This window comes from Achromobacter sp. LC458, from assembly GCF_001005835.2.
Lineage (GTDB): Bacteria > Pseudomonadota > Gammaproteobacteria > Burkholderiales > Burkholderiaceae_B > Achromobacter > Achromobacter spanius_B.
This window is the reverse complement of the sequence record NZ_LBHW02000037.1, coordinates 34,980-53,304: the sequence shown is the minus strand read 5'-3', so window position 1 is coordinate 53,304 and position 18,325 is coordinate 34,980. Positions and strand designations below refer to the sequence as shown.

The 18,325-nt window shown below is 65.6% G+C and carries 20 protein-coding genes; 10 read left to right on the top strand and 10 right to left on the bottom strand.

Going from position 1 to position 18,325, the window contains the following annotated elements; genetic code table 11:
- Window positions 1-86: 86 nt before the first annotated feature.
- Window positions 87-1,130 carry a ubiquinol oxidase subunit II gene (cyoA, locus tag YH64_RS23940; RefSeq protein ID WP_046806791.1) on the bottom strand — a complete coding sequence of 348 codons (1,044 nt, stop codon included), beginning with the start codon at window positions 1,128-1,130 and terminating at the stop codon, window positions 87-89.
- 221 nt (window positions 1,131-1,351) lie between these two features.
- Between cyoA and YH64_RS23935 the strand changes: the two genes are divergently transcribed.
- A complete protein-coding gene (locus YH64_RS23935) occupies window positions 1,352-2,686 on the top strand; it encodes an MFS transporter (protein ID WP_046806790.1) in 1,335 nt (444 codons plus the stop codon).
- 21 nt (window positions 2,687-2,707) lie between these two features.
- On the opposite strand, the gene YH64_RS23930 is transcribed toward YH64_RS23935, so the two are convergent.
- The 3 genes from YH64_RS23930 to YH64_RS23920 form a co-directional block, all read right to left on the bottom strand.
- On the bottom strand, window positions 2,708-3,751 hold the full coding sequence (locus YH64_RS23930) for a histone deacetylase family protein (protein WP_046806789.1): 1,044 nt from the start codon (window positions 3,749-3,751) through the stop codon (window positions 2,708-2,710).
- 45 nt (window positions 3,752-3,796) lie between these two features.
- The gene (locus YH64_RS23925; RefSeq protein ID WP_046806788.1) at window positions 3,797-4,387 is read right to left on the bottom strand and encodes a YdcF family protein; all 591 of its coding nucleotides are present in this window, start codon (window positions 4,385-4,387) and stop codon (window positions 3,797-3,799) included.
- Window positions 4,388-4,502: 115 nt separating this feature from the next.
- A complete protein-coding gene (locus tag YH64_RS23920) occupies window positions 4,503-5,864 on the bottom strand; it encodes an SH3 domain-containing protein (RefSeq protein ID WP_255444707.1) in 1,362 nt (453 codons plus the stop codon).
- Window positions 5,865-6,017: 153 nt separating this feature from the next.
- Between YH64_RS23920 and YH64_RS23915 the strand changes: the two genes are divergently transcribed.
- Window positions 6,018-6,419: a hypothetical protein gene (locus YH64_RS23915; protein WP_046806808.1), complete on the top strand. Its 402-nt coding sequence runs from the start codon at window positions 6,018-6,020 to the stop codon at window positions 6,417-6,419.
- 26 nt (window positions 6,420-6,445) lie between these two features.
- On the opposite strand, the gene YH64_RS23910 is transcribed toward YH64_RS23915, so the two are convergent.
- The 3 genes from YH64_RS23910 to YH64_RS23900 form a co-directional block, all read right to left on the bottom strand.
- Window positions 6,446-7,096 carry a hypothetical protein gene (locus YH64_RS23910; protein ID WP_370512773.1) on the bottom strand — a complete coding sequence of 217 codons (651 nt, stop codon included), beginning with the start codon at window positions 7,094-7,096 and terminating at the stop codon, window positions 6,446-6,448.
- A gap of 51 nt (window positions 7,097-7,147) precedes the next feature.
- Complete coding sequence (locus YH64_RS23905) at window positions 7,148-7,549, bottom strand: hypothetical protein (RefSeq protein WP_046806786.1); 402 nt, start codon at window positions 7,547-7,549, stop codon at window positions 7,148-7,150.
- Window positions 7,550-7,630: 81 nt separating this feature from the next.
- Window positions 7,631-8,524 carry a LysR substrate-binding domain-containing protein gene (locus YH64_RS23900; RefSeq protein WP_046806785.1) on the bottom strand — a complete coding sequence of 298 codons (894 nt, stop codon included), beginning with the start codon at window positions 8,522-8,524 and terminating at the stop codon, window positions 7,631-7,633.
- Between the two features lie 106 nt (window positions 8,525-8,630).
- Here YH64_RS23900 and YH64_RS23895 point away from each other — a divergent pair, with 106 nt between their 5' ends.
- Complete coding sequence (locus tag YH64_RS23895; protein ID WP_046806807.1) at window positions 8,631-9,617, top strand: TerC family protein; 987 nt, start codon at window positions 8,631-8,633, stop codon at window positions 9,615-9,617.
- Between the two features lie 184 nt (window positions 9,618-9,801).
- Entirely contained in the window at window positions 9,802-10,581 is a 780-nt protein-coding gene (gene tam, locus YH64_RS23890) for a trans-aconitate 2-methyltransferase (RefSeq protein ID WP_046806784.1), read from the top strand.
- Between the two features lie 13 nt (window positions 10,582-10,594).
- Here tam and YH64_RS23885 read toward each other — a convergent pair whose 3' ends face one another.
- Entirely contained in the window at window positions 10,595-11,392 is a 798-nt protein-coding gene (locus YH64_RS23885; protein WP_046806783.1) for a helix-turn-helix domain-containing protein, read from the bottom strand.
- 159 nt (window positions 11,393-11,551) lie between these two features.
- On the opposite strand from YH64_RS23885, the gene YH64_RS23880 reads away from it, so the two are divergent.
- Entirely contained in the window at window positions 11,552-12,781 is a 1,230-nt protein-coding gene (locus YH64_RS23880) for an MFS transporter (protein WP_143215512.1), read from the top strand.
- A gap of 20 nt (window positions 12,782-12,801) precedes the next feature.
- Here YH64_RS23880 and YH64_RS23875 read toward each other — a convergent pair whose 3' ends face one another.
- Together YH64_RS23875 and YH64_RS23870 are read right to left on the bottom strand one after the other, a co-directional pair.
- A complete protein-coding gene (locus YH64_RS23875) occupies window positions 12,802-13,134 on the bottom strand; it encodes a protealysin inhibitor emfourin (protein ID WP_046806781.1) in 333 nt (110 codons plus the stop codon).
- Window positions 13,131-14,195 carry a M4 family metallopeptidase gene (locus tag YH64_RS23870; RefSeq protein WP_046806780.1) on the bottom strand — a complete coding sequence of 355 codons (1,065 nt, stop codon included), beginning with the start codon at window positions 14,193-14,195 and terminating at the stop codon, window positions 13,131-13,133. The genes YH64_RS23875 and YH64_RS23870 overlap by 4 nt, the downstream gene beginning before the upstream one ends.
- 259 nt (window positions 14,196-14,454) lie before the next feature.
- On the opposite strand from YH64_RS23870, the gene YH64_RS23860 reads away from it, so the two are divergent.
- The 5 genes from YH64_RS23860 (at window position 14,455) to YH64_RS23840 (ending at window position 18,308) form a co-directional block, all read left to right on the top strand.
- Entirely contained in the window at window positions 14,455-15,099 is a 645-nt protein-coding gene (locus YH64_RS23860) for a DUF4375 domain-containing protein (RefSeq protein WP_255444704.1), read from the top strand.
- Between the two features lie 260 nt (window positions 15,100-15,359).
- Entirely contained in the window at window positions 15,360-16,241 is an 882-nt protein-coding gene (locus YH64_RS23855; protein ID WP_046806778.1) for a prohibitin family protein, read from the top strand.
- A gap of 177 nt (window positions 16,242-16,418) precedes the next feature.
- Complete coding sequence (locus YH64_RS23850) at window positions 16,419-16,661, top strand: hypothetical protein (RefSeq protein ID WP_046806777.1); 243 nt, start codon at window positions 16,419-16,421, stop codon at window positions 16,659-16,661.
- A gap of 106 nt (window positions 16,662-16,767) precedes the next feature.
- Entirely contained in the window at window positions 16,768-17,271 is a 504-nt protein-coding gene (locus tag YH64_RS23845; protein ID WP_046806776.1) for an RNA polymerase sigma factor, read from the top strand.
- Complete coding sequence (locus tag YH64_RS23840) at window positions 17,268-18,308, top strand: FecR domain-containing protein (protein WP_046806775.1); 1,041 nt, start codon at window positions 17,268-17,270, stop codon at window positions 18,306-18,308. The genes YH64_RS23845 and YH64_RS23840 overlap by 4 nt, the downstream gene beginning before the upstream one ends.
- Window positions 18,309-18,325: the final 17 nt, after the last annotated feature.

Below are 18,325 nucleotides of genomic sequence, written 5' to 3'. Positions count from 1 at the left end.
CTTGATTCCAGCGTAAAAACCACGATTTCATGAAACCCTGCGTCATCCGATGTGCGGTGCGGACGGCGCGGACCGCGCGCATGCCGCTACAACACCAGCCCTTCGGTGGACGTGCACATGGCGCCCACATACTTGCGCGGCTTGGTGTCGGTCAGGCCCAGCCGTTCGCGCGTTTGCGCGTCCAGCGTGGTGACGTTGAGCGCGCCCGGTATGCCCATGCCGCCTTGCGCGTCGATGGCCATGGCGTCTTTCATGCACATGCGGTTGCCTTCGACGCAGCGGTTCACAATGGCGTCGAACAGGCCGGGGGCGACCGAGGCGTAGTGTTGGATCGGGTTGCGTTCGCTGGGCTGCTCAAGCTTCAGGTAGGCATCGCGCGTCAGCCGCTGGGTAGAGGCGCGCGTGTCGGCCACCCACTTGTCAAAGCCCTGCTGGTCCAGCCCATGGAACTTGAAGCGCATGCCCGAGAAGCCCGAGCCGCTGTAGTTGGCCGACAGCCCTTCGTATTCGCCGGGGTGGTTGATGACCGCGTGCAAGGTCGTCTGCATGCCGGGCATGGCGTAGATCTGGCCGGCCAGCGCGGGCACGAAGAAGGAATTCATCACCGACGACGAGGTGATCTTGAACTGGATGGGGCGGTCAACGGGCGCCGCCATTTCGTTGACGGCGGCGATGCCTTGTTCGGGGTACAGGAACAGCCACTTCCAGTCCAGCGCCACCACTTCGACCACCAGCGGCTTGGTGCCCGTGGGCACCTCGCGGCCTTCGGACAGGCGGGCAAGCGGGCGGTAGGGATCCAGCTGGTGGGTACTGACCCAGGTCAACGCGCCCAGCGCGATGATGATGAGCAGCGGCGCCGCCCAGATCAGAAGCTCCAGCATGGTGGAGTGGTTCCATTCCGGATCGTAGTGAGCCTCTTTGTTGCTGGCCCGATAGCGCCACGCAAACAGAAAGGTCAGGAAGATCACCGGCACGATGATCAGCAGCATCAAGCCGGTTGAAATGATGATCAGATTACGCTGTTGAAGCGCGACATCGCCCGAGGGCGACAGCAGCACTGCATTGCATCCAGCGAGCAATGGCAGGGCGGTAATCAGGATCAATCCGCGGAGCCTGGTGATGGACAACATAGCCATACCTCGAAACGTAACCGTGGGAGGTAAACGCAACACTACGCTGGAAGCCGCGAAAAATCTAGGGTAAAAAGAACAAAAGTGTGCGCGGCAAGGCGTGTGCGGCAGGGCGCTATCCCAATGCGGGCGCGGCTTGGCGGGCAGCAACGTTGCGTTGCACTGGCATGTTGCAAGATCGTAGACAAGGCGGTTTCGAACTTCCTACAGTGAGCACATCCATGTCGACCTCCACGCAGTATCCCGGTCATGCCCCTTCCGTTCCCGGCCCGGGGGCACCGTCCGGCGGGGCCAGCCATGCCAAGGTGGCTCCTGGCGAAATCGCCGTCGGCGTGGTGGTGGGGCGCGCATCCGAATACTTCGATTTTTTCGTGTTCGGCATCGCTTGCGTGCTGGTCTTTCCCCGAGTCTTCTTCCCCTTTGAAGCACCGCTTGAAGGCACGCTGTGGTCCTTCGTGATCTTCTCGTTTGCGTTCATCATGCGGCCCATCGGCACGGCGCTGTCGATGGCGGTGCAGCGGCGTTGGGGCCGCGCCACAAAATTGACGGTTGCGCTGTTTGTGTTGGGCACGGCCACGGTAGGCATGGCGTTTCTGCCCAGCTACGAAACCATCGGCGCGCACGCCATCACCTTGCTTGCCGTATTTCGCTGCCTGCAAGGGTTGGCGTTCGGTGGCTCATGGGATGGGTTGCCGTCGTTGCTGGCGTTGAACGCGCCGCCCAATCGGCGTGGCTGGTATTCGATGATGGGGCAGTTGGGCGCACCGGTCGGCTTCCTGGTCGCCAGCGCGTTGTTCCTGTATTTGCACGTCACGCTGACGCAGGCCGACTTCATCGAATGGGGCTGGCGCTATCCGTTCTTCGTGGCGTTCGCCATCAACGTGGTGGCGCTGTTCGCGCGGCTGCGCCTGGTCGTCACCGAGGAATACACGCAGCTGCTTGAAGAAGGCGAACTGGAACCCATCAGCATTACCGAGATGCTGCGTTCACAAGGCTACAACCTGTTCATCGGCGCGTTCGCGGCGCTGGCCAGCTATGCGCTGTTCCACCTTGTCACCGTGTTCCCGCTGTCGTGGATTGCGATCAGCGCCACGCAACAGATTACCGACGTGCTGATTGTGCAGATCTTTGGCGCGGTGCTGGGCATCCTGGGCACGGTGGCTTCCGGCTGGTTGGCCGACCGCATCGGCCGGCGCACCACGCTGGGCATGCTGGCGGTGGCGATCGGCATCTTTGCACTGTTCGCGCCGTGGCTGCTGGGCGGCGGGCCGGTGGGGCAGGACGCCTTCATCCTGATCGGCTTCGCGTTGCTGGGCTTGTCGTATGGACAGGCGTCCGGCACCGTCACGGCCAACTTCACGCGCCGCTTCCGCTACACGGGCGCGGCGCTTACGTCGGACATGGCGTGGCTGGTCGGCGCGGCATTCGCGCCGGTGGTTGCGCTGGGCTTGTCGGCCCGCTTCGGCCTGGTGGCCGTCAGCGTCTACCTGCTGTCGGGCGCGGCATGCACCTTGCTGGCATTGCGCATCAACAAGGTGCTGGAAACGCGGGATTGATCCTTCGGCCGGGGGCTTTTTTCAGCCCCCGAATCCTTCCAGCACGTTCGCCACGTTGATGCCTACGTCGGCCACGGCATAGCCGCCTTCCATCGTGAAAACGGTTGGCAGGCCCAGGCTGGCCAGCGCCTGCCCGACGGCCAGATAGTCCGCGCTTTTCAGCTTGAATGTCGAGATCGGATCACCTTCGTAGGTGTCCACGCCTAGCGCGACCACGACCGCGTCGGCCTTGAACGCTTGCACGGCGGCCAGCCCTTGTTGCAGCGCTTGCGTCCAGGTGGCGAAGTCGGTGCCCGCGGGCAGCGGCAAATTCAGGTTGGCCCCAAAGCCCGAGCCTTCGCCTGCTTCGTCGGCATAGCCCAGAAAGAAGGGGTATTCGGTGGTTGGGTCGCCATGGATCGACACCGTCAACACGTCGCCGCGTTCGTAGAAGATGCTTTGCGTGCCGTTGCCGTGGTGGTAGTCCACATCCAGAATCGCCACGCGCGCGGCGCCCGCTTCGCGCAGGGCTTGCGCGGCCAGTGCGGCGTTGTTCAGGAAGCAGTAACCGCCGAAGAAATCAGCGCCGGCATGGTGGCCGGGCGGGCGCGTCAAGGCCATGGCGGCACGCGGGCCGCCAGCGGGGGTGACGGCGCGCGCGGCGTCGATGGCGCAAGCCGCACCGGCGGTGGCCGCCACCCAGGTGCCCGCCGTCAACGGGCACCCGCTATCAAACGAAAACAGCCCGACGCGGGCGGCGAAATTGGTCGGTTCGATGTCGTGGCGAAAGCCGCGCACCGGCCAGACGGAAGGCAGGATGTCGATGTCCGCGTTGGCCGGATCCAGCGCCACCCAGTCTTGCCAGGCTCGGGCTAGAAAATCCACGTAGCGCGGCGTGTGCACGCGCTTGATCAGCTCCATGTCGGGCGCGGACGGCGCACGCAGTTCGCCGATGCCACGCTGGCGCAGCGCGTCCAGCACAAAGGTCAGCCGGGCCGGCGTTTCGTGGCAGGGCACCAGCTTGCCCCGGAACATTTCGTGGCGACCGGCGTGTTGGTCGTGGACGGGGTTGTGGAAAATCAGCACGGGGTCGGTCCTTGAATGGCGGGCAATGACAGGTGGCGGTTGTCACTATAGCGGGCGCAGCGCATACCACGCCACGGCCGGCAGTTCTCGAAATAGGGAATAAATATCGCGCCATTCGAAGAAGCGCGGATAGCCGCCGCTGACGTCCGCCACGCCATGGCGGCGCAAGGCCAGCATGGTGCGGGGGACGTGGAAATACTGCGTCACGACCAGCGCGCGGGTATAGCCGTGTTCGCGCATGTAGGCGCCGGCATGGCGCGCGGTGGCCCAGGAATTGTTTCCCGCGCTGTCCGTCACGATGCGGTCGCCGGGCACGCCGCGTGCCAACAGGTAGCCGCGCATCACGGCGGCCTCGTCGGCCCCGGCCGGGTCTATGCCACCGCTGACGAACAGGGTGTGGCATTGCTTGGCCGCGTAGCAGTCATAGGCGCGATCCAGTCGGGCCGCTAGCCGTGGCGAGGGCTGGCCGTTGGGCAGCACGGTGTTGCCCAGCACGATGGCGACGTCGGCGGGGCGGGCTTGGGTGGACAGGCCCGTCAGCAGGCCGGTTGCGGCCAGGGCGGCGGCCAGCAGAACGGTGGCAAGCAGAACGACGGCAAGCAATAAGACGGCCACGCGGCCGGCGCGGCGGCGCATTGCCGGCTTCGAAGTCCGGTCCGAAGCCGGGGCCGGCTTATCGCCCGAATGGCCGCGATCAGCGCGAGGAAAGGTCACGAGTCGGGACGCTGTGTGGTGGATGATGAACGCGCGGCTACTGCGCGGCGGGCGACAGTTTCGGCAACGGGTAATCAAAGCGGACGTCGTTGGACACGATGGGCGCGGCAAGATTGCCCGGGTCGGTCAGGACGGCGGCGGCGCGGTACTTGCCGGGCGCAAGCACGGGCAGGAACGGCACGCTGCTATAGCCGTTGTCGTTCACCTGATAAGTCGGTTTTCCATCTTCACCGGCAGCCCACACGACCGGGTCGCGCGCCAAGCCCAGCGGGTTGGCGGGGTGCAGCGTGTCGCCCTCACGTTGGTACAGCGGGTGCACGATGCGCTCGCCCTGCGCGTTGGTCAAAAGCAGCCACACGCGCGGCGCGTTCAGGGCAACGGGCCCGTCGCCATGGTTGGCCACGCTGACCATGAACTGCCCGCCGTCTTCGCCATTCCAATCGGCCAGCGTGTCGGCAAGCTCAAGCGTCAGCCTGTCTTTCGGCGACGGCGTTGCCAGCCGATGCTTGTCGACGCGCAGATCGCCGTAGCGCACCCATTTCAGCACCGTGCCCGCCGTCTTGTCGGCGTAGCGCACTTGCAGCCAGTCGGGCGGGCGCAGCGCGACGACGTCCAGGTGTTCGCCTTCAGCGGCGGTCGTGCCGGGCCGGGCGTTGACGTCCGGCGTGTCGTACAGGTCCAGCCGGCTGACCGGCACCGTGCCGCCCTCCAGCGGCGATCCTTCGCCCTCGATGTCGATGCGGTCGATGGCGCCGTCTTCGCGAAAACGGTAGGTCAGTTCGGCAGCCTCGCTCTCCAGCGCGAACAGCGCCTGGGTGCCCCACGATGTGGCGCGCAGGGTGCCGTCGGGGCGCAGCACGTAGTCTTCAAAGCCATTGCTGGCGGCGCCGTAGCGGCAGGCCACGTGAATCACAGGCTGCTTGTCGTCAATGACCGGGTTGACGAAGCCTTTGCAGGGGCTGGCGTTGTCGGGGTGGGCAATTTCCTGGTAGCCGCGGCGATCCGGCTGGTACAGGAACAGGCGGGCGAAAAGCTGCGTGCTGCCGCCGCTTTGCCCCAGGATCAGGTCGCGGTAGCCGTCGTGGTTGATGTCCACGGCCTGCACCTGGTCCACGGTGTCGTCATCGAAGGTCGCCAGCGGCTGGAGGGGGCCGTCGCCCACGCGTACGCTCGCTTGCTGCGTATCGCCATTGCCCAGGGTGATCACGGCCGCCAGCCCGGGCTGGATGACAATGGGATAGTCTTGCCGGGCGGCCGGGGAAGAAGTCGCGGACGCGGCCTGGGCAAGAATCTGAGGCTGGGTATGCGTTTGGTCCTGAACCTGGGTCTGTGCCCAGGCCCCGGCCTGCGGCTGTACCGCCATCGTGGCCAGTGAGGCCGCCAGCAAAATCCGTTTCACTCGCCTCTCCCCACCTGGAACAAGGGGGGGAATATACCGCAGCACCGTGCGGGAAAACGATCACCGCGCGGCGCAAGCCGGCTTGCCATCTTGAGTAGAATTGACCGTCTGGAGTTGCTGCCGGTCTTATCGGCCCACGCGTGCCTGTCCGCCATGAAAGTTGCCTTTCCCATCCGCCAAGAATGTCCGCCGGGCGCCTGTATGTGCGACCGCGACGCGCTGTTGGCGGACCCGGCGGCCGATATCCGCATCCTGCGGCTGACCAAGGAAGAAGAGAAACGCCTGGTCGCGCGCCTGGAAAACATCACCAGCCTGGAAGACCTGCGTGCCATGCAGGGACGTATCCAGGCGCAGCTGGGCATCGTGATCGTCATCACGCCCAGCGATAACGAGGTGCGTACGTCACGCGGGATCTCTATCCAGCTGCAAGAGGCGCCCGGGCTGTGCCGCAAGACGCGCACCGCGCTGCCCGCCGCCATCCGGCGCGGCTTCGACAACAAACCGGAAATTGTCTACGCGCTGCTGAACGAGCGCGACCTGCTCAGCGGCACCTGATCAAGACGCCTGATCACCACGCCTGATCAAGACGCCTTGCACGGCGCCAGCGACACCACCGCCGACGGAGAGCGGCCCGCTTCGGGGCGCGTGGCCGGCTTGCCGCTTTGCCTGACCGGATAGCCCAGGATCACCGCGCTGCCGGCTTCCAGCCGCGCCGAGGCGGGCGACCCATATGCCACCGTCCAACCGCGCACGGCCAGTGGCGCCAAGGTGTATTGCAGGGCCGAGCCCGGCGATACGTGGGCCACCTTGCCCGCGAACAGCTCGTGTTGCGGCTTGGGTTTGCCGTCGACCAGGGTGTAGGTGACGATGCGGTCCAGCGCGGCCGATTCGTCGTGCCGCGCCAGGATGGCGGTTTTGTATTTGCCGGGCGCGATGTCGGCCAGGCTGAGATTGAGCGGCTCGGTCGCGTGGCCCGCCGCGTCCAGGCGCACGCCGGAGACATCCACGCGCACCAGCGGGGCATCGCCCACATTGCGCACGCGCACGCTGTATTGGCCCGAGGTGCCGGTGGTGATGCAGACGTCCACGCCCAGCGGGTTCGGCTTGGGCGGCGCGGCGGCGTCGGCCAGCGCCACGGCTGGCAGCAGGCAAACCACGGCCAACCAGGCGGACAAGCCAGGCAGGCCTGGCTTGTTCGAGGGTGAGACGGGTGGGACCGATCGGGTGGGCACGGCACGCTCCTCATGAAAGGCAGCGTGCCGGGCGGCGCGTTGCCGCGCTTATTACACCACTTGACGGCTTTGGGCCGCATTGGCTTGCTGACGCTTGCCCGCGAGCCAGTGCAGGATCAACGCCAACACCAGCAGGCCGGCGATGATGAAGCCCCAGAAGATCCAGCCGACCACCGCGATCAGCGTGCCCAGGCTGCCCGCCACGGGCAAGACCTGGTTCAGGCCCTGCGCGGCCCACACCAGACCGCCTTGCAGCGTCTGCAACCAGGCCGGGTCCAGCCAGCCCGCCGCCCACGCCGGCGCCACCCATTGGGACGTGTCCAGCGCCGTGCCCGGCACCTGCGCGGTGGCGATGGTGGCCAACACCCAGTCGGTCAGTTGCAGGGTCAGCGCCACCAGCCCCGTCCAAAGCGCGGCCAGGACGGCGAAGGTGAGCCAGATGATTTTCTTCATTGCAGTGGTACTCCGATTCAAAAGAGGGGCCACGATAAAGCGGATTCTATTTCTAAAAAACCAGAGTGCGTGTGACAAACATTACGAAAAAACCGAAGTCTTGGCATGCGCCAGCACCGCCTGGACCAGCGGATGATGCTGGCCGCGCCGATTGCGAATGGCGTGGATTTCTTCATGGACATCGTCGCAGCGGGCCAGCGGACGCAGTCCGCGCAGCAGGCCGATGTCATCGCCGCCCAGGCGGCTTAGCGGGAACACGCCCAGGCCGCGCGCGGCAAACACCGACATCAGCGCGCTGTCTTCGAATTCGCCGACGACGTTGGGCAGCACGCCCTGTTCGCTGAACCAGCGGTCCAGCGTCTGGCGCAGCACGGAATGGCCGGTGGGCAGCAGCACGGGCAGCCGCGCCAGGCAGCGCGGAAAGTCCAGCGTGTCGGCCTTGCGCACCAGGCGGGCCGGGCCGTACCAGTCCACGGGCGAAGACACCAGCCGATCGCTGGTCAGGCGCAGGTTGGGGTTGGCGGGTGCGCCCTGGCCGGCCAGCACCAGGTCCAGATGGTGTTGGGCCAGTTCGCCCAGCAGCTCTTGAACTTCGCCTTCGTGGCAGGTCAGCCGCAGGTCGGGCGTTTCCAGCACCGGGCCCAGCAGCGCGTGCGCGGCAAGCTTGGAAATGCCGTCCGACAGGCCGACCGACAGCCGGATGACCGGCTTGGTGGCGGCCGCGCGCACTTCCTGCGGCAAGGTATGGCCGATCTGGAAGATTTCTTCGGCGCGCGCGAAGGCGGCCTTGCCGGCGTCCGTCAGCGCCACCCCCCGGCCGGCCGGTTTGAGCAGTTGGTGGCCCAGGTTTTTTTCCAGTTCGCGCACCTGCGCGCTGATGGTCTGGATGGCCATGTCGAGCCGTTCGGCGGCGCGCGAAAAGCCGCCTTCCTTGGCGACCATCCAGAAGTAATACAGGTGACGGTAATTCAGCATGCGCTTGGACTCTTCGGTTTTTTCGAACCTTAACTCACTTTCAGGCTGATTTCTCGGTTGGTCTCATATCCGGATGATGGGCACCTTCGAACACAGCGGGGCAATCATGGACACTTTGATCACATTCTTCACCAACGATTTTTTAGGGACACCGACCTGGAGCTGGTTGCTGTTCGTTGGCATCGTCGTCAGCCTGCTGGCCTTTGACCTGGGCGTGCTGCACAAGGAAGACCGCGAGATCGGTGTGCGTGAAAGCCTGCTGTTGTCGGCCGGCTACATCACCGCGGCGCTGCTGTTCGGCGGCTGGGTGTGGTGGCAAATGGGCGCGACCAGCGGCATGGCCTATTACACGGGCTTCATGATCGAAAAATCGTTGTCCATGGATAACGTGTTCGTGATTGCGCTGATCTTCAGCTTCTTCGCGATTCCGCGCCAGTACCAGCATCGCGTGTTGTTCTGGGGCATCCTGGGCGTGATCGTGTTGCGCGCCATCATGATTGGCCTGGGCGCCGCGCTGGTCAGTAATTTTGGTTGGCTGCTGTATTTGTTCGGCGCGTTCCTGGTGTTCACGGGCATCAAGATGTGGATGATTGCCGACCAGACGCCGGACATCGCCACCAACCCGATCCTGAAGTTCCTGAAGCGCCACATGCGTGTCACGGAAGGCCTGCGCGGCAATGCGTTCATGGTGACCGAGACGGATCCGGCCACGTCCAAGAAGGTGCGTTATGCCACGCCGCTGCTCTTGGCCCTGGTACTGATCGAGTTCGTTGACCTGGTGTTCGCGGTGGATTCGGTGCCTGCCATTTTCGCCATCACGACCGACCCGTTCATTGTCTACACCAGCAACATTTTCGCCATCCTGGGCTTGCGTGCGTTGTACTTTGCCCTGGCCGCCATGATCCATCGCTTCCATTACCTGAAGTACGCGTTGGCCCTGGTTCTGGTGTTTATCGGCACGAAGATTTTCCTGGTCGGCTTCATCGGCAAGGTGCCGGCGGCAGTATCGCTGGGCGTGACGTTCAGCCTGATCCTGGGCGGCGTGTTGTTCTCCTTGTGGAAAACCCGCTCGGACACGATGTCGACGCAGTAATCGCGCCGTTCCAGCAAAAACCCGCCGGTTAGCCCGGCGGGTTTTTTTCGTCGTTGCGATACGTCGCCGATATGAAAATCTGCAAATTTCCCTATTTGTAATATGGCGTTCCCGGGCGTAGAGTCGGCCGTATGTGAACGTTATGGACGCGTTATGCGCCGTTATGCCGCTACCAGGAGCCGCCATGAGCAACAACAGTTGGTCCGCCAAGCAATATTCCGCGTTTGAAAACGAACGCACCCGCCCCGTGCGCGATCTGGTCGCCGCCCTGCCTGACCAGGCGGTGCAACGGGCGGTGGACCTGGGTTGCGGCCCGGGCAATTCCACCGAGGTGCTGGCCCAGCGCTACCCCGACGCCGTCGTTACCGGCATGGACAGCTCGCAAGACATGGTGGATGCCGCGCGCAAGCGCTTGCCCGCCCTGCAATTCGACCTGGCCGACATCGCCACCTGGAATCCCCCCGAGCAATACGACGTCATCCTGGCGAACGCCGCGCTGCAATGGGTGCCCGACCACGCCACGCTGTATCCGCGCCTGGTGGGCAAGCTGGCGCCGGGCGGCCTGCTGGCCGTGCAAACGCCTGACAACATGGAAGAACCCGCACATCGCCTCGCGCGCCAGGTGGCGGGCGAAGCGCCGTGGGCGGCGAAGACGGGCAACGTGAAGCACCCGCCGCGTCACAGCGCCGCCTGGTACTACGAATTGCTGAAGCCGCATTGCGGCGTGCTGGATGTGTGGCGCACCACTTATCACCATCCGCTGGCAGGCGCGGCGGCGGTGGTGGAATGGTTCAAGGGCACCGCGCTGCGTCCGTACCTGGACAAGCTGGACGCCGCGGAACAGGCCAGCTTCCTGGCGCGCTATCAGGCCTTGATTGCCGAGGCTTACCCCGCGCTGGCCGATGGCACCGTGCTGCTGCCGTTTCCGCGCCTGTTCATCGTGGCAGGTCCCAAGCCGAGGTAACAGCGGCGCATCGTCACCCCGCCGCCGGACCCGCCGACTTGTCCGCGAAGTAGCGCGCGGGCGTCTTGCCCAGCGTTTTCTTGAACATCGTGATGAAGGCGCTGACCGATTCGTAGCCCAGGTCATCGGCGGTGCGCTGCACCGACACGCCCGCCGACAGGCGTTGCAGCGCCAGGATGATGTGCAGCTGCCGGCGCCAGCGCCCAAAGCTCATGCCGACTTCCTGCTGCACCAGCCGCGCCAGCGTGCGTTCGCTCATGGCGACGCGCTTGCCCCACTGCGCGACGGTGCTGCGGTCGGACGGGTCGGCGTTCAGCGCGCTGGCGATGTCGCGCAGGCGAGGGTGGTCGGATAGCGGCAAGTGCAGATGCTCGGCCGGCATGCGCCGCAACTGCTCGATCAGCACGTCCGACAGCTGGCGGTTGACGGGCGCGTCCAGATCGGCGGCGGGTTGCGCGGACAGGTGCACGATCAGCTCGCGCAGCAGCGGCGTGATCGTCAGGGTGCAGCAGTTGGTCGGCAGGCCGGCAACATCGGCCGGCACAAACAGAAAGTACACAAGTCCGTTGGCCGTGACGCGATTGCTATGCGACATGCCGCCCGGTATCCACACGGCGCACTGCGGCGGCACCATCCACAGCCCTTGCGGCACGGAACAGGTGACGCCGCCTCGCAGCGCCAGCACCAACTGGCCCATGGGGTGGCGATGGGTGGGGGATTCGTCGTCCCGGTCCGCCGGGTCCACCGGCATGGCGAAGGTGCACTGGGTGGGCGAGTCGAGGTCGAAGGGGGCTGGCAGGTTCAGTCGCATGGCAGGCGGCGCGGTGAGGGTGACAGGGGTCGTTAAACCCGGCTTGGCCGGACCACACCGCCCGGACCACACCGCCCGGATCGCTTTGGCAGGAATGAAGGATAGCTTGTCATTGTCTCGAAATTCGGCAGGCTTGCGTGTGGATAAGCTGTCGGCATGATGAAAATTCCCTCTGCATTTCCCCCCGCCGGCCGCCGCGCGGCCTGGCTCATCCTGGGCATCCTCTGCATTGCCATGGCGCTGCGCGCGCCCATTACCGGTGTTCCGCCGCTGATTGGCATGATCCGCGAACAGTTGGGCCTGTCGTCCACGGCTGCCGGCATGTTGATCACCTTGCCGCTGCTGGCATTCGCCGTGGTGTCGCTGTTCTCGGCGGCGCTGGCCCGCCGCTTCGGACTGGAGCGCACGCTGTTCGGCGCGCTGTTGCTGATTTGCGCCGGCATCCTGGTGCGTCCGTATGGCGCGGCCTGGGGCTTGTATGCGGGCACGGCCATCATCGGCGCGGGCATCGCCATTGGCAATGTACTGCTGCCCAGCCTGGTCAAGCGCGACTTCCCGCAACGCGTGGCCGGCCTGACGTCGGCCTATGTGTTGACGATGAGCATCGCGGCGGGCGCGGCGTCGGCCGTCGCCATTCCCCTGGCCAATCTGTCGGCCGATGGCTGGCGCTTTTCAACGCTGTGCCTGTTCGTGGTGCCGCTGCTGGGCTTGCTGTTGTGGTTGCCGCAATTGGGCGGGCATACCGCGCCCGCGTCCACCACCGCGCACGCCCCGCACGGTGGGCGGCTGTGGCATTCGCCGCTGGCGTGGCAGGTCACGCTGTATCTGGGCATCAATTCTTTCGTGTTCTATGTGGGCGTGAGCTGGCTGCCCGCCATCTTGCGCGACGCGGGCTATTCCGCCGAACGCGCGGGGTCATTGCATGGGCTGCTGCAACTGATGTCGGCGGGTCCGGCCCTGTTCCTGGCGCCCGTCGTGCGGCGCATGAAGGATCAGCGCGCGGCCGCGTTCTGCTCGGCTGCCGCATCGTTCGTGGCGTTTGCCGGGCTGATCGCCGCGCCGCACTGGGCCACGTTGTGGATCGTGTTGCTGGGCCTGGGTACGGGCGGCGGCATCATTCTGGGCCTGGCCTTCGTGGGCCTGCGCGCCAGTCATGCGCAGCAGGCGGCTGCCTTGTCGGGCATGGCGCAATGCGTCGGCTATCTGTTCGCCGCCACCGGCCCCGCGCTGGTGGGCGCCACGCACGACCGCCTGGGCGGCTGGGGCGTGGCGTTGGGCGTTTGCGCGGCGCTGTGCGTGGCCATGGCTATCATCGGCACGTACGCGGGCCGCGCCATTCAGATCGGCGGCTACCGCGCCGGCATGCCCCGGTCCCAGCCGGCGCCGTGATGCGTGATGGCGCTGGCGCGTCAGTCAAGCGGCTGGGCGTGCGTCTTCCATAGTTGCACCAGCGTGTCGGGCGCCTGGGCTTCCGGCACATCGAACGTCACCGCCGAGTCTTCGTCGCGGTCCAGCACGATTTCGATATGAAAGTAGCGCTGGTCGCCGCCCGCCTGCCCGTATTCGGGCACGGCCAGCGGCGCCGCGCGTTGCAAGGTGTCGCACACTTCCTGGCGCACGCCGGGCGGGCAGGTGGCCAGGTTGATACTGCGCGGCTGCGTCAGCGCGGGCAGGTAGGCCACGCCGCCTTCACGCGTCAGCCGCACCAGCAGCGCCAGGTCCAAGGAAGGCAGTTCGATCATGTCAGGACTCCTACGGTCGCCCAGGCTTGCGCCACGGCGCGCTGCACGGCGGCGTCAAAGCGTTCGGCGGCGACCGTCACCGTCAACGCGGCAAAGGTTTTGAAATCGGCGTCGTGGCGCAGCCGCTTGTCGCACAAGGTGTCGTACCAGACGCCGCCCGCGCCTTTCCACGCGGGGCCATCCAGCGCGGTGGCCGCCAGGAAGAACGCGCGGTTGGGTATGCCGGAATTGATGTGGACGCCGCCGTTGTCGCGCGGCGTATCGACGTAGTCGCGCATGTGCGCGGGTTGCGGGTCGCGGCCCAGCGCCGGGTCGTCGTACGCGCTGCCCGGTTCCGACATTGAACGCAGCGCGCGGGCGTTGATCTTTTCGGTGAAGAGCCCGGCGCCCACCAGCCAATCGGCCTGCCGCGCCGTTTGCCCCAGGGCGTATTGCTTGACCAGCGCGCCAAAGACGTCGCACAACGATTCGTTCAGCGCGCCGGACTGGCCTTGATAGAGCAGGGCGGCCTCGGAATCGATGACGCCGTGCGCCAGCTCGTGCCCGATGATGTCGACGGCGGCGGTGAAGCGGTTGAAGACTTCGCCGTCGCCATCGCCAAACACCATCTGCGCGCCGTTCCAGAAGGCGTTGTCGTAGTCTTCGCCGTAATGCACGGTGCCCACCAGCGGCAGCCCGTGGCCGTCGATGGAGTGGCGTTTGTAGACGTCCCAGAAGAGTTTGTAGGTGGCGCCCAGATGCGCATAGGCTTCGTCCACCGCCACGTCGCCGCTGGCGGGCCGGCCTTCGGTGCGCACCAGCGTGCCCGGTAGCGTGGTGTCGTTGTGCGCATCGTGAATGGCGCGCTGCGGCGCGCCTGGGCGAGAGGGCGGCGCGTTTGGCGCAAGCGTGGCGCGGGGCGGTTGCGTAGCCATGTCGCGCAGGCTGCGCTGCTGCTGGTCGATGATCAACGTCTTGACGGCGGGCATGCTGACGCGGGCGTCGGTATGCTGCGCCAGGCGGTCCAGCACATACGGGGGGATCACGCCGATCAAGGGGGTGGACTCGGAAGGACGTGGCATTCGGGTCTCCGTCTTTCAGCGCCGGGCGCAATGCCGGCGGGGCGAAATGCCACGGTAGCAGATGCCCGATGACCGATGGCGTAACAGTCTGCCGCCTGATGCGACGGGAAAGCGCGTGCCTCGACAGCGCCACGGCGTTCCAGTACTTTGCCTGTCGTTTTCCCCGCCACATGCCGCCATGCCGACTTCTGATTTGCCGACGCCCGATTCGCCAATGCCCGATTCGCCAATGCCCGATTCGCCAATGCCCGATTCGCCAATGCCCGATTCGCCAATGCCCGACTACCGCATCGCGGCCCTTGCCTTCACGCCCACGCATCTGCAATTGACGCTGGCCAATGGCCAGACGCTGTCTGAACCCATCAAGCGCTACATCCGTCTTGAGAAGGCGACGCCAGACGAACGCCTGCAATGGCAATTGGTCGACGACGGCCACGGCCTGGTGTGGCCGCGGCTGTGGGAACCCGCGCCGCGAGGCATGCTGAACGTGTACGACATCCTGTGGGACCAGCGCTATGAAAAAGCGCTGGCCGCGTTGCAGGCGGCCGACTGGACGCTTGAGCGCTTGCCGCAGATCGAACAGGAACTGGTGGCGCTGTGGCGCATGGAGGCCGACATCAACAATGGCGGCTTCATGCAGTTTCTGTGCAACTGGGGCGACCCCACGTGCCAGCTGGCGTTGCAGGCGTTAAAGAAGCTGGGCGCCACGCACATGCTGGCCGTGCTGTCGCGCATGCGCGGCCTGATCGACCGCTTTGAGGCGTCGCCCGAAGTCATCGAATTGAACGACATCTACGGCGCGATGACCGAGGCCGAGCAGCAGGAAATGGACAGCCTGGACCACGCGTTCTGGGACTATCCCGATGCCTTGTCGCGGCTGGGTTTACGGCATTACGGCGCCTGAAAACCGCCCCATTTGCATGCCTGGCAACGTTCAGAAATGTCTGGCAACAATGGCGGCCCTTTGAATGCGGATTCGGTTCCGATCACGGGATAGAATCCGGTGCTTCTTTCCCGGGGGGGGCTCGCGATGCGTTATTTCCTGATCTTGGTGGGGGCGGCCGTGGTCGCCTATTTGCTCGCTCGTGGCATCGCGGCCGTGTTCTCGGACCGTAAACGTACAAAATCAGACAGGGACTCAAAGTGAAGCCGACGGATATCCAGATGGTCAAGACGATCGGCGCGGTTAAGCCGCGCAACATTAAGGTCGCCGCAGGGGCCGTGATTCTGTTTTTCCTGATCCTGTTCCTGGCGTTCGGTTCGTGGTTTCAGGTGGACCAGGGCGAGCGCGGCGTGGTGCTGCGTAACGGCAAGCTGGTGCGCGTGTCGGAACCGGGTCTGGACTTCAAGACGCCGTTCATCGACAACGTGATGACCGTGTCGGTGCGCGACCACACGTTCGTGTTTGAAAAGCTGGAAGCGTATTCGTACGACCAACAGCCCGCGCACTTGCGCGTGTCGGTCACGTACCGCGTGCCGCCCGAGCACGTGGCCGAGCTGTATTCGGAATACGGCACCATCAACAATTTGCAGATGCGCGTGCTGGAACGCAAGACGCCCGACGCCGTGAAGAACGTGTTCGGCCAGTACACCGCCGTGCGCGCCATTCAGGAACGCCAGAAGCTGGGCCTGGATGTGAACAACGCGGTGCTCAAGACGATGGAAGGCGCGCCGGTGCAAGTGGTGGGCGTGCAGATCGAAGAAGTGGGTTTCTCGCAAGCCTACGAGCATTCGATTGAACAGCGCATGTTGGCGCAGGTGCAGATTGAAACGACGCGCCAGCAAAAGGAAACGGCGATGATCAACGCCGAGATCCAGGTGGTGAAGGCCAAGGCCGAAGCCGATGCACGCCGCCAGCAGTTCACCGCTGAAGCCGACGGCATCCGCATGCGCGGCGACGCCGAAGCCGCGTCCATCCGCGCCAAGGCCGAAGCGCTGGCCGCCAACACCAACCTGGTCAGCCTGAACGCTGTTGAAAAGTGGGACGGCGTGCTGCCGGCCACGCAGGTACCCGGTGCCGCGCTGCCGTTCATCGGCATCAAGTAACGCGCAGCGCGGCCGGCATCCTAGGGATTCCCCTCTGTCAAGAATTGCAAAGCGGGCGCAAGGTAGACGCATCGGCGCACCGGCGCACCGGCGTACAACGCCCGTTTTACGATCAGGCAAGCGAAGGCCGCACGCGGGCGGCGCGCTTGCCCAAGAGGCTTGCACAAGGAGACATGGATGTCGCAGTTGGATTGGACGTCCGGCGACACCGCGCCGGATCGGCAGGGCTATTACGAAACGCGCCTGGACACGGGCGATACCGCCATTTCGCTATACAGCGTGCTGGGTTGGATGCCCGTGAAAACACCGGGCAACATGGTGGGTTGGCGGCCATTGCCGCCGGCGGCTGAACGGCAAGAGGCCGAACGCCACATCCAGGAACTGCGCGCGGCGCAGGCGCATATCCCCATGGATTACTAGCGGCAAAAAGCGCCGCATCTGGCCGGGCGCTAAAAACAGCAGTTGCGATAATGAGAATTATTTGTAAAATTCGCCACCCTGTTTTGCTGCGTAATCCGTTCGGCCCATGTCCCGCTCACCTCCGACCCGCACCGGCTGGCTCGCGTATTACGACGAGCTGGTGGGCGTATGGAGCCGCCGCACGGGCAACCGGCACGACGCCGAAGACGCGGCGCATGACGCCGTCGAACGCTTGCTGAAGGCGGACGCCAGCGTGGCGCTGAAGGCGCGCGGGTATCTGTTCCAGGCGGCAAGCCATCGCTTGATCGATCGTTGGCGGCGGCAGGACCGCGCCGAACACGTGCCGCTGGACGAATTGAACGACGCCGATCAGTTGATCGTGCAAGACCCCGATGCGCCGTTGCGGGCCGCGCGCCTGGCCGACGATCTGGCCAAAGTGCTGGCGGAATTGCCGCCCAAGTGCCGCCAGGCATTCGTGCTGAACCGCATCGAAGGCTGGACCCAGGCGGAAGTCGCCCAGCACATGGGCCTGTCCAAGAACATGATCGAACGCTATGTCATGCGCGCCATCGAGCATGCCCGCGACCGCCTGCGCGAATACACTCCATGACGATGTCTTCTACCCCTGATCACGATGATCCGCGCGATGATCCGCGCGACGCCGCCACCGCGGCGTGGTGGTTCGCGCGCTGGCATTCGGGTGACCTCACGCGACGTGACCGGCGCGCGTTTGCGCGCTGGCGGCGCGACCACCCCGAGCGCGCCCGCGAGTTCGACCGCATGCAGCAGCTGGGCGCGGCGGCGGCGGGCTTGCCGCGCGATCAGGTGCATGCCCTGTTGGGCGGCCCGGTGCCGGCGCGGCCCCGCCTCCCACGGCCTGACCGCTTCTTGACCCTGCGCGTCGCGCTGGCCTGTGCGGCCGCGGTGGTTGTCGCGCTGGGCGTGTGGTGGAACCTGCCGGTGCCCGCGCCGTCCTTCACCACCACGGTCAGCACCGAACGCGGCGAACGCCGCCAACTGAGCCTGCCCGACGGTTCCGTGCTTGAGATCAACGGCGGCACGCGCGCCACGGTCAAGCTGTATGCCGAACGCCGTGACGTGGCGTTGGACAGCGGCGAAATCACCTTTACCGTGGCGGCGGATGCCACTCGCCCGTTCACCGTGGACGCCGGCAGCGGCGTGGTGCGCGTAACGGGCACGGTGTTCGACGTACGCCGCGACGCCGACCAGGTGACCGTGCTGGTGGAGTCCGGCACGGTGCAGGTGTCGGGCGGGCATTGGTGGAACCTGGGCCGCGCCGTGCTGCGCGCGGGCCATGGCCTCCGCGTGCCCGGCAGCGGCGCCATCGGCGTGCCCGCGCCCGCCGACGTGTCGGGGGCGACCGCCTGGCGGGAAGGGCGCGTGGTGTTCAAGAACGCGCCGCTGGCAGACGTCGTGCGCGACATGAACCGCTATCTGGCCACGCCGCTGCGCCTGGCCGACGACAAGGTGGGGCGCTTGCGCGTGTCCGCCTCGTTCCCGCTTGACCGCCCCGAAGCCTTGATCGATGCCTTGCCTGCCATTGCGCCCGTGCGCCTTGCGCCACGCCCCGGCGGCCCCATCGACATCTACACGCGGGCGGACGCGGCGGGCGCCGTTACAAAATAAATGGGAATGAGATTCAG

Coding starts and splice junctions, on each gene's coding strand:
- YH64_RS23875 (WP_046806781.1), bottom strand. CDS start 13,134: ATGATCGAACTGCCTTCCTTGGACCTGGCGCTGCTGGTGCGGCTGACG.
- YH64_RS23850 (WP_046806777.1), top strand. CDS start 16,419: ATGTCGCAGTTGGATTGGACGTCCGGCGACACCGCGCCGGATCGGCAG.
- YH64_RS23860 (WP_255444704.1), top strand. CDS start 14,455: ATGCCCGATTCGCCAATGCCCGACTACCGCATCGCGGCCCTTGCCTTC.
- cyoA (WP_046806791.1), bottom strand. CDS start 1,130: ATGTTGTCCATCACCAGGCTCCGCGGATTGATCCTGATTACCGCCCTG.
- YH64_RS23885 (WP_046806783.1), bottom strand. CDS start 11,392: ATGCGACTGAACCTGCCAGCCCCCTTCGACCTCGACTCGCCCACCCAG.
- YH64_RS23935 (WP_046806790.1), top strand. CDS start 1,352: ATGTCGACCTCCACGCAGTATCCCGGTCATGCCCCTTCCGTTCCCGGC.
- YH64_RS23895 (WP_046806807.1), top strand. CDS start 8,631: ATGGACACTTTGATCACATTCTTCACCAACGATTTTTTAGGGACACCG.
- YH64_RS23845 (WP_046806776.1), top strand. CDS start 16,768: ATGTCCCGCTCACCTCCGACCCGCACCGGCTGGCTCGCGTATTACGAC.
- YH64_RS23880 (WP_143215512.1), top strand. CDS start 11,552: ATGAAAATTCCCTCTGCATTTCCCCCCGCCGGCCGCCGCGCGGCCTGG.
- YH64_RS23870 (WP_046806780.1), bottom strand. CDS start 14,195: ATGCCACGTCCTTCCGAGTCCACCCCCTTGATCGGCGTGATCCCCCCG.
- YH64_RS23925 (WP_046806788.1), bottom strand. CDS start 4,387: ATGCGCCGCCGCGCCGGCCGCGTGGCCGTCTTATTGCTTGCCGTCGTT.
- YH64_RS23900 (WP_046806785.1), bottom strand. CDS start 8,524: ATGCTGAATTACCGTCACCTGTATTACTTCTGGATGGTCGCCAAGGAA.
- YH64_RS23915 (WP_046806808.1), top strand. CDS start 6,018: ATGAAAGTTGCCTTTCCCATCCGCCAAGAATGTCCGCCGGGCGCCTGT.
- YH64_RS23855 (WP_046806778.1), top strand. CDS start 15,360: ATGGTCAAGACGATCGGCGCGGTTAAGCCGCGCAACATTAAGGTCGCC.
- YH64_RS23840 (WP_046806775.1), top strand. CDS start 17,268: ATGACGATGTCTTCTACCCCTGATCACGATGATCCGCGCGATGATCCG.
- tam (WP_046806784.1), top strand. CDS start 9,802: ATGAGCAACAACAGTTGGTCCGCCAAGCAATATTCCGCGTTTGAAAAC.
- YH64_RS23905 (WP_046806786.1), bottom strand. CDS start 7,549: ATGAAGAAAATCATCTGGCTCACCTTCGCCGTCCTGGCCGCGCTTTGG.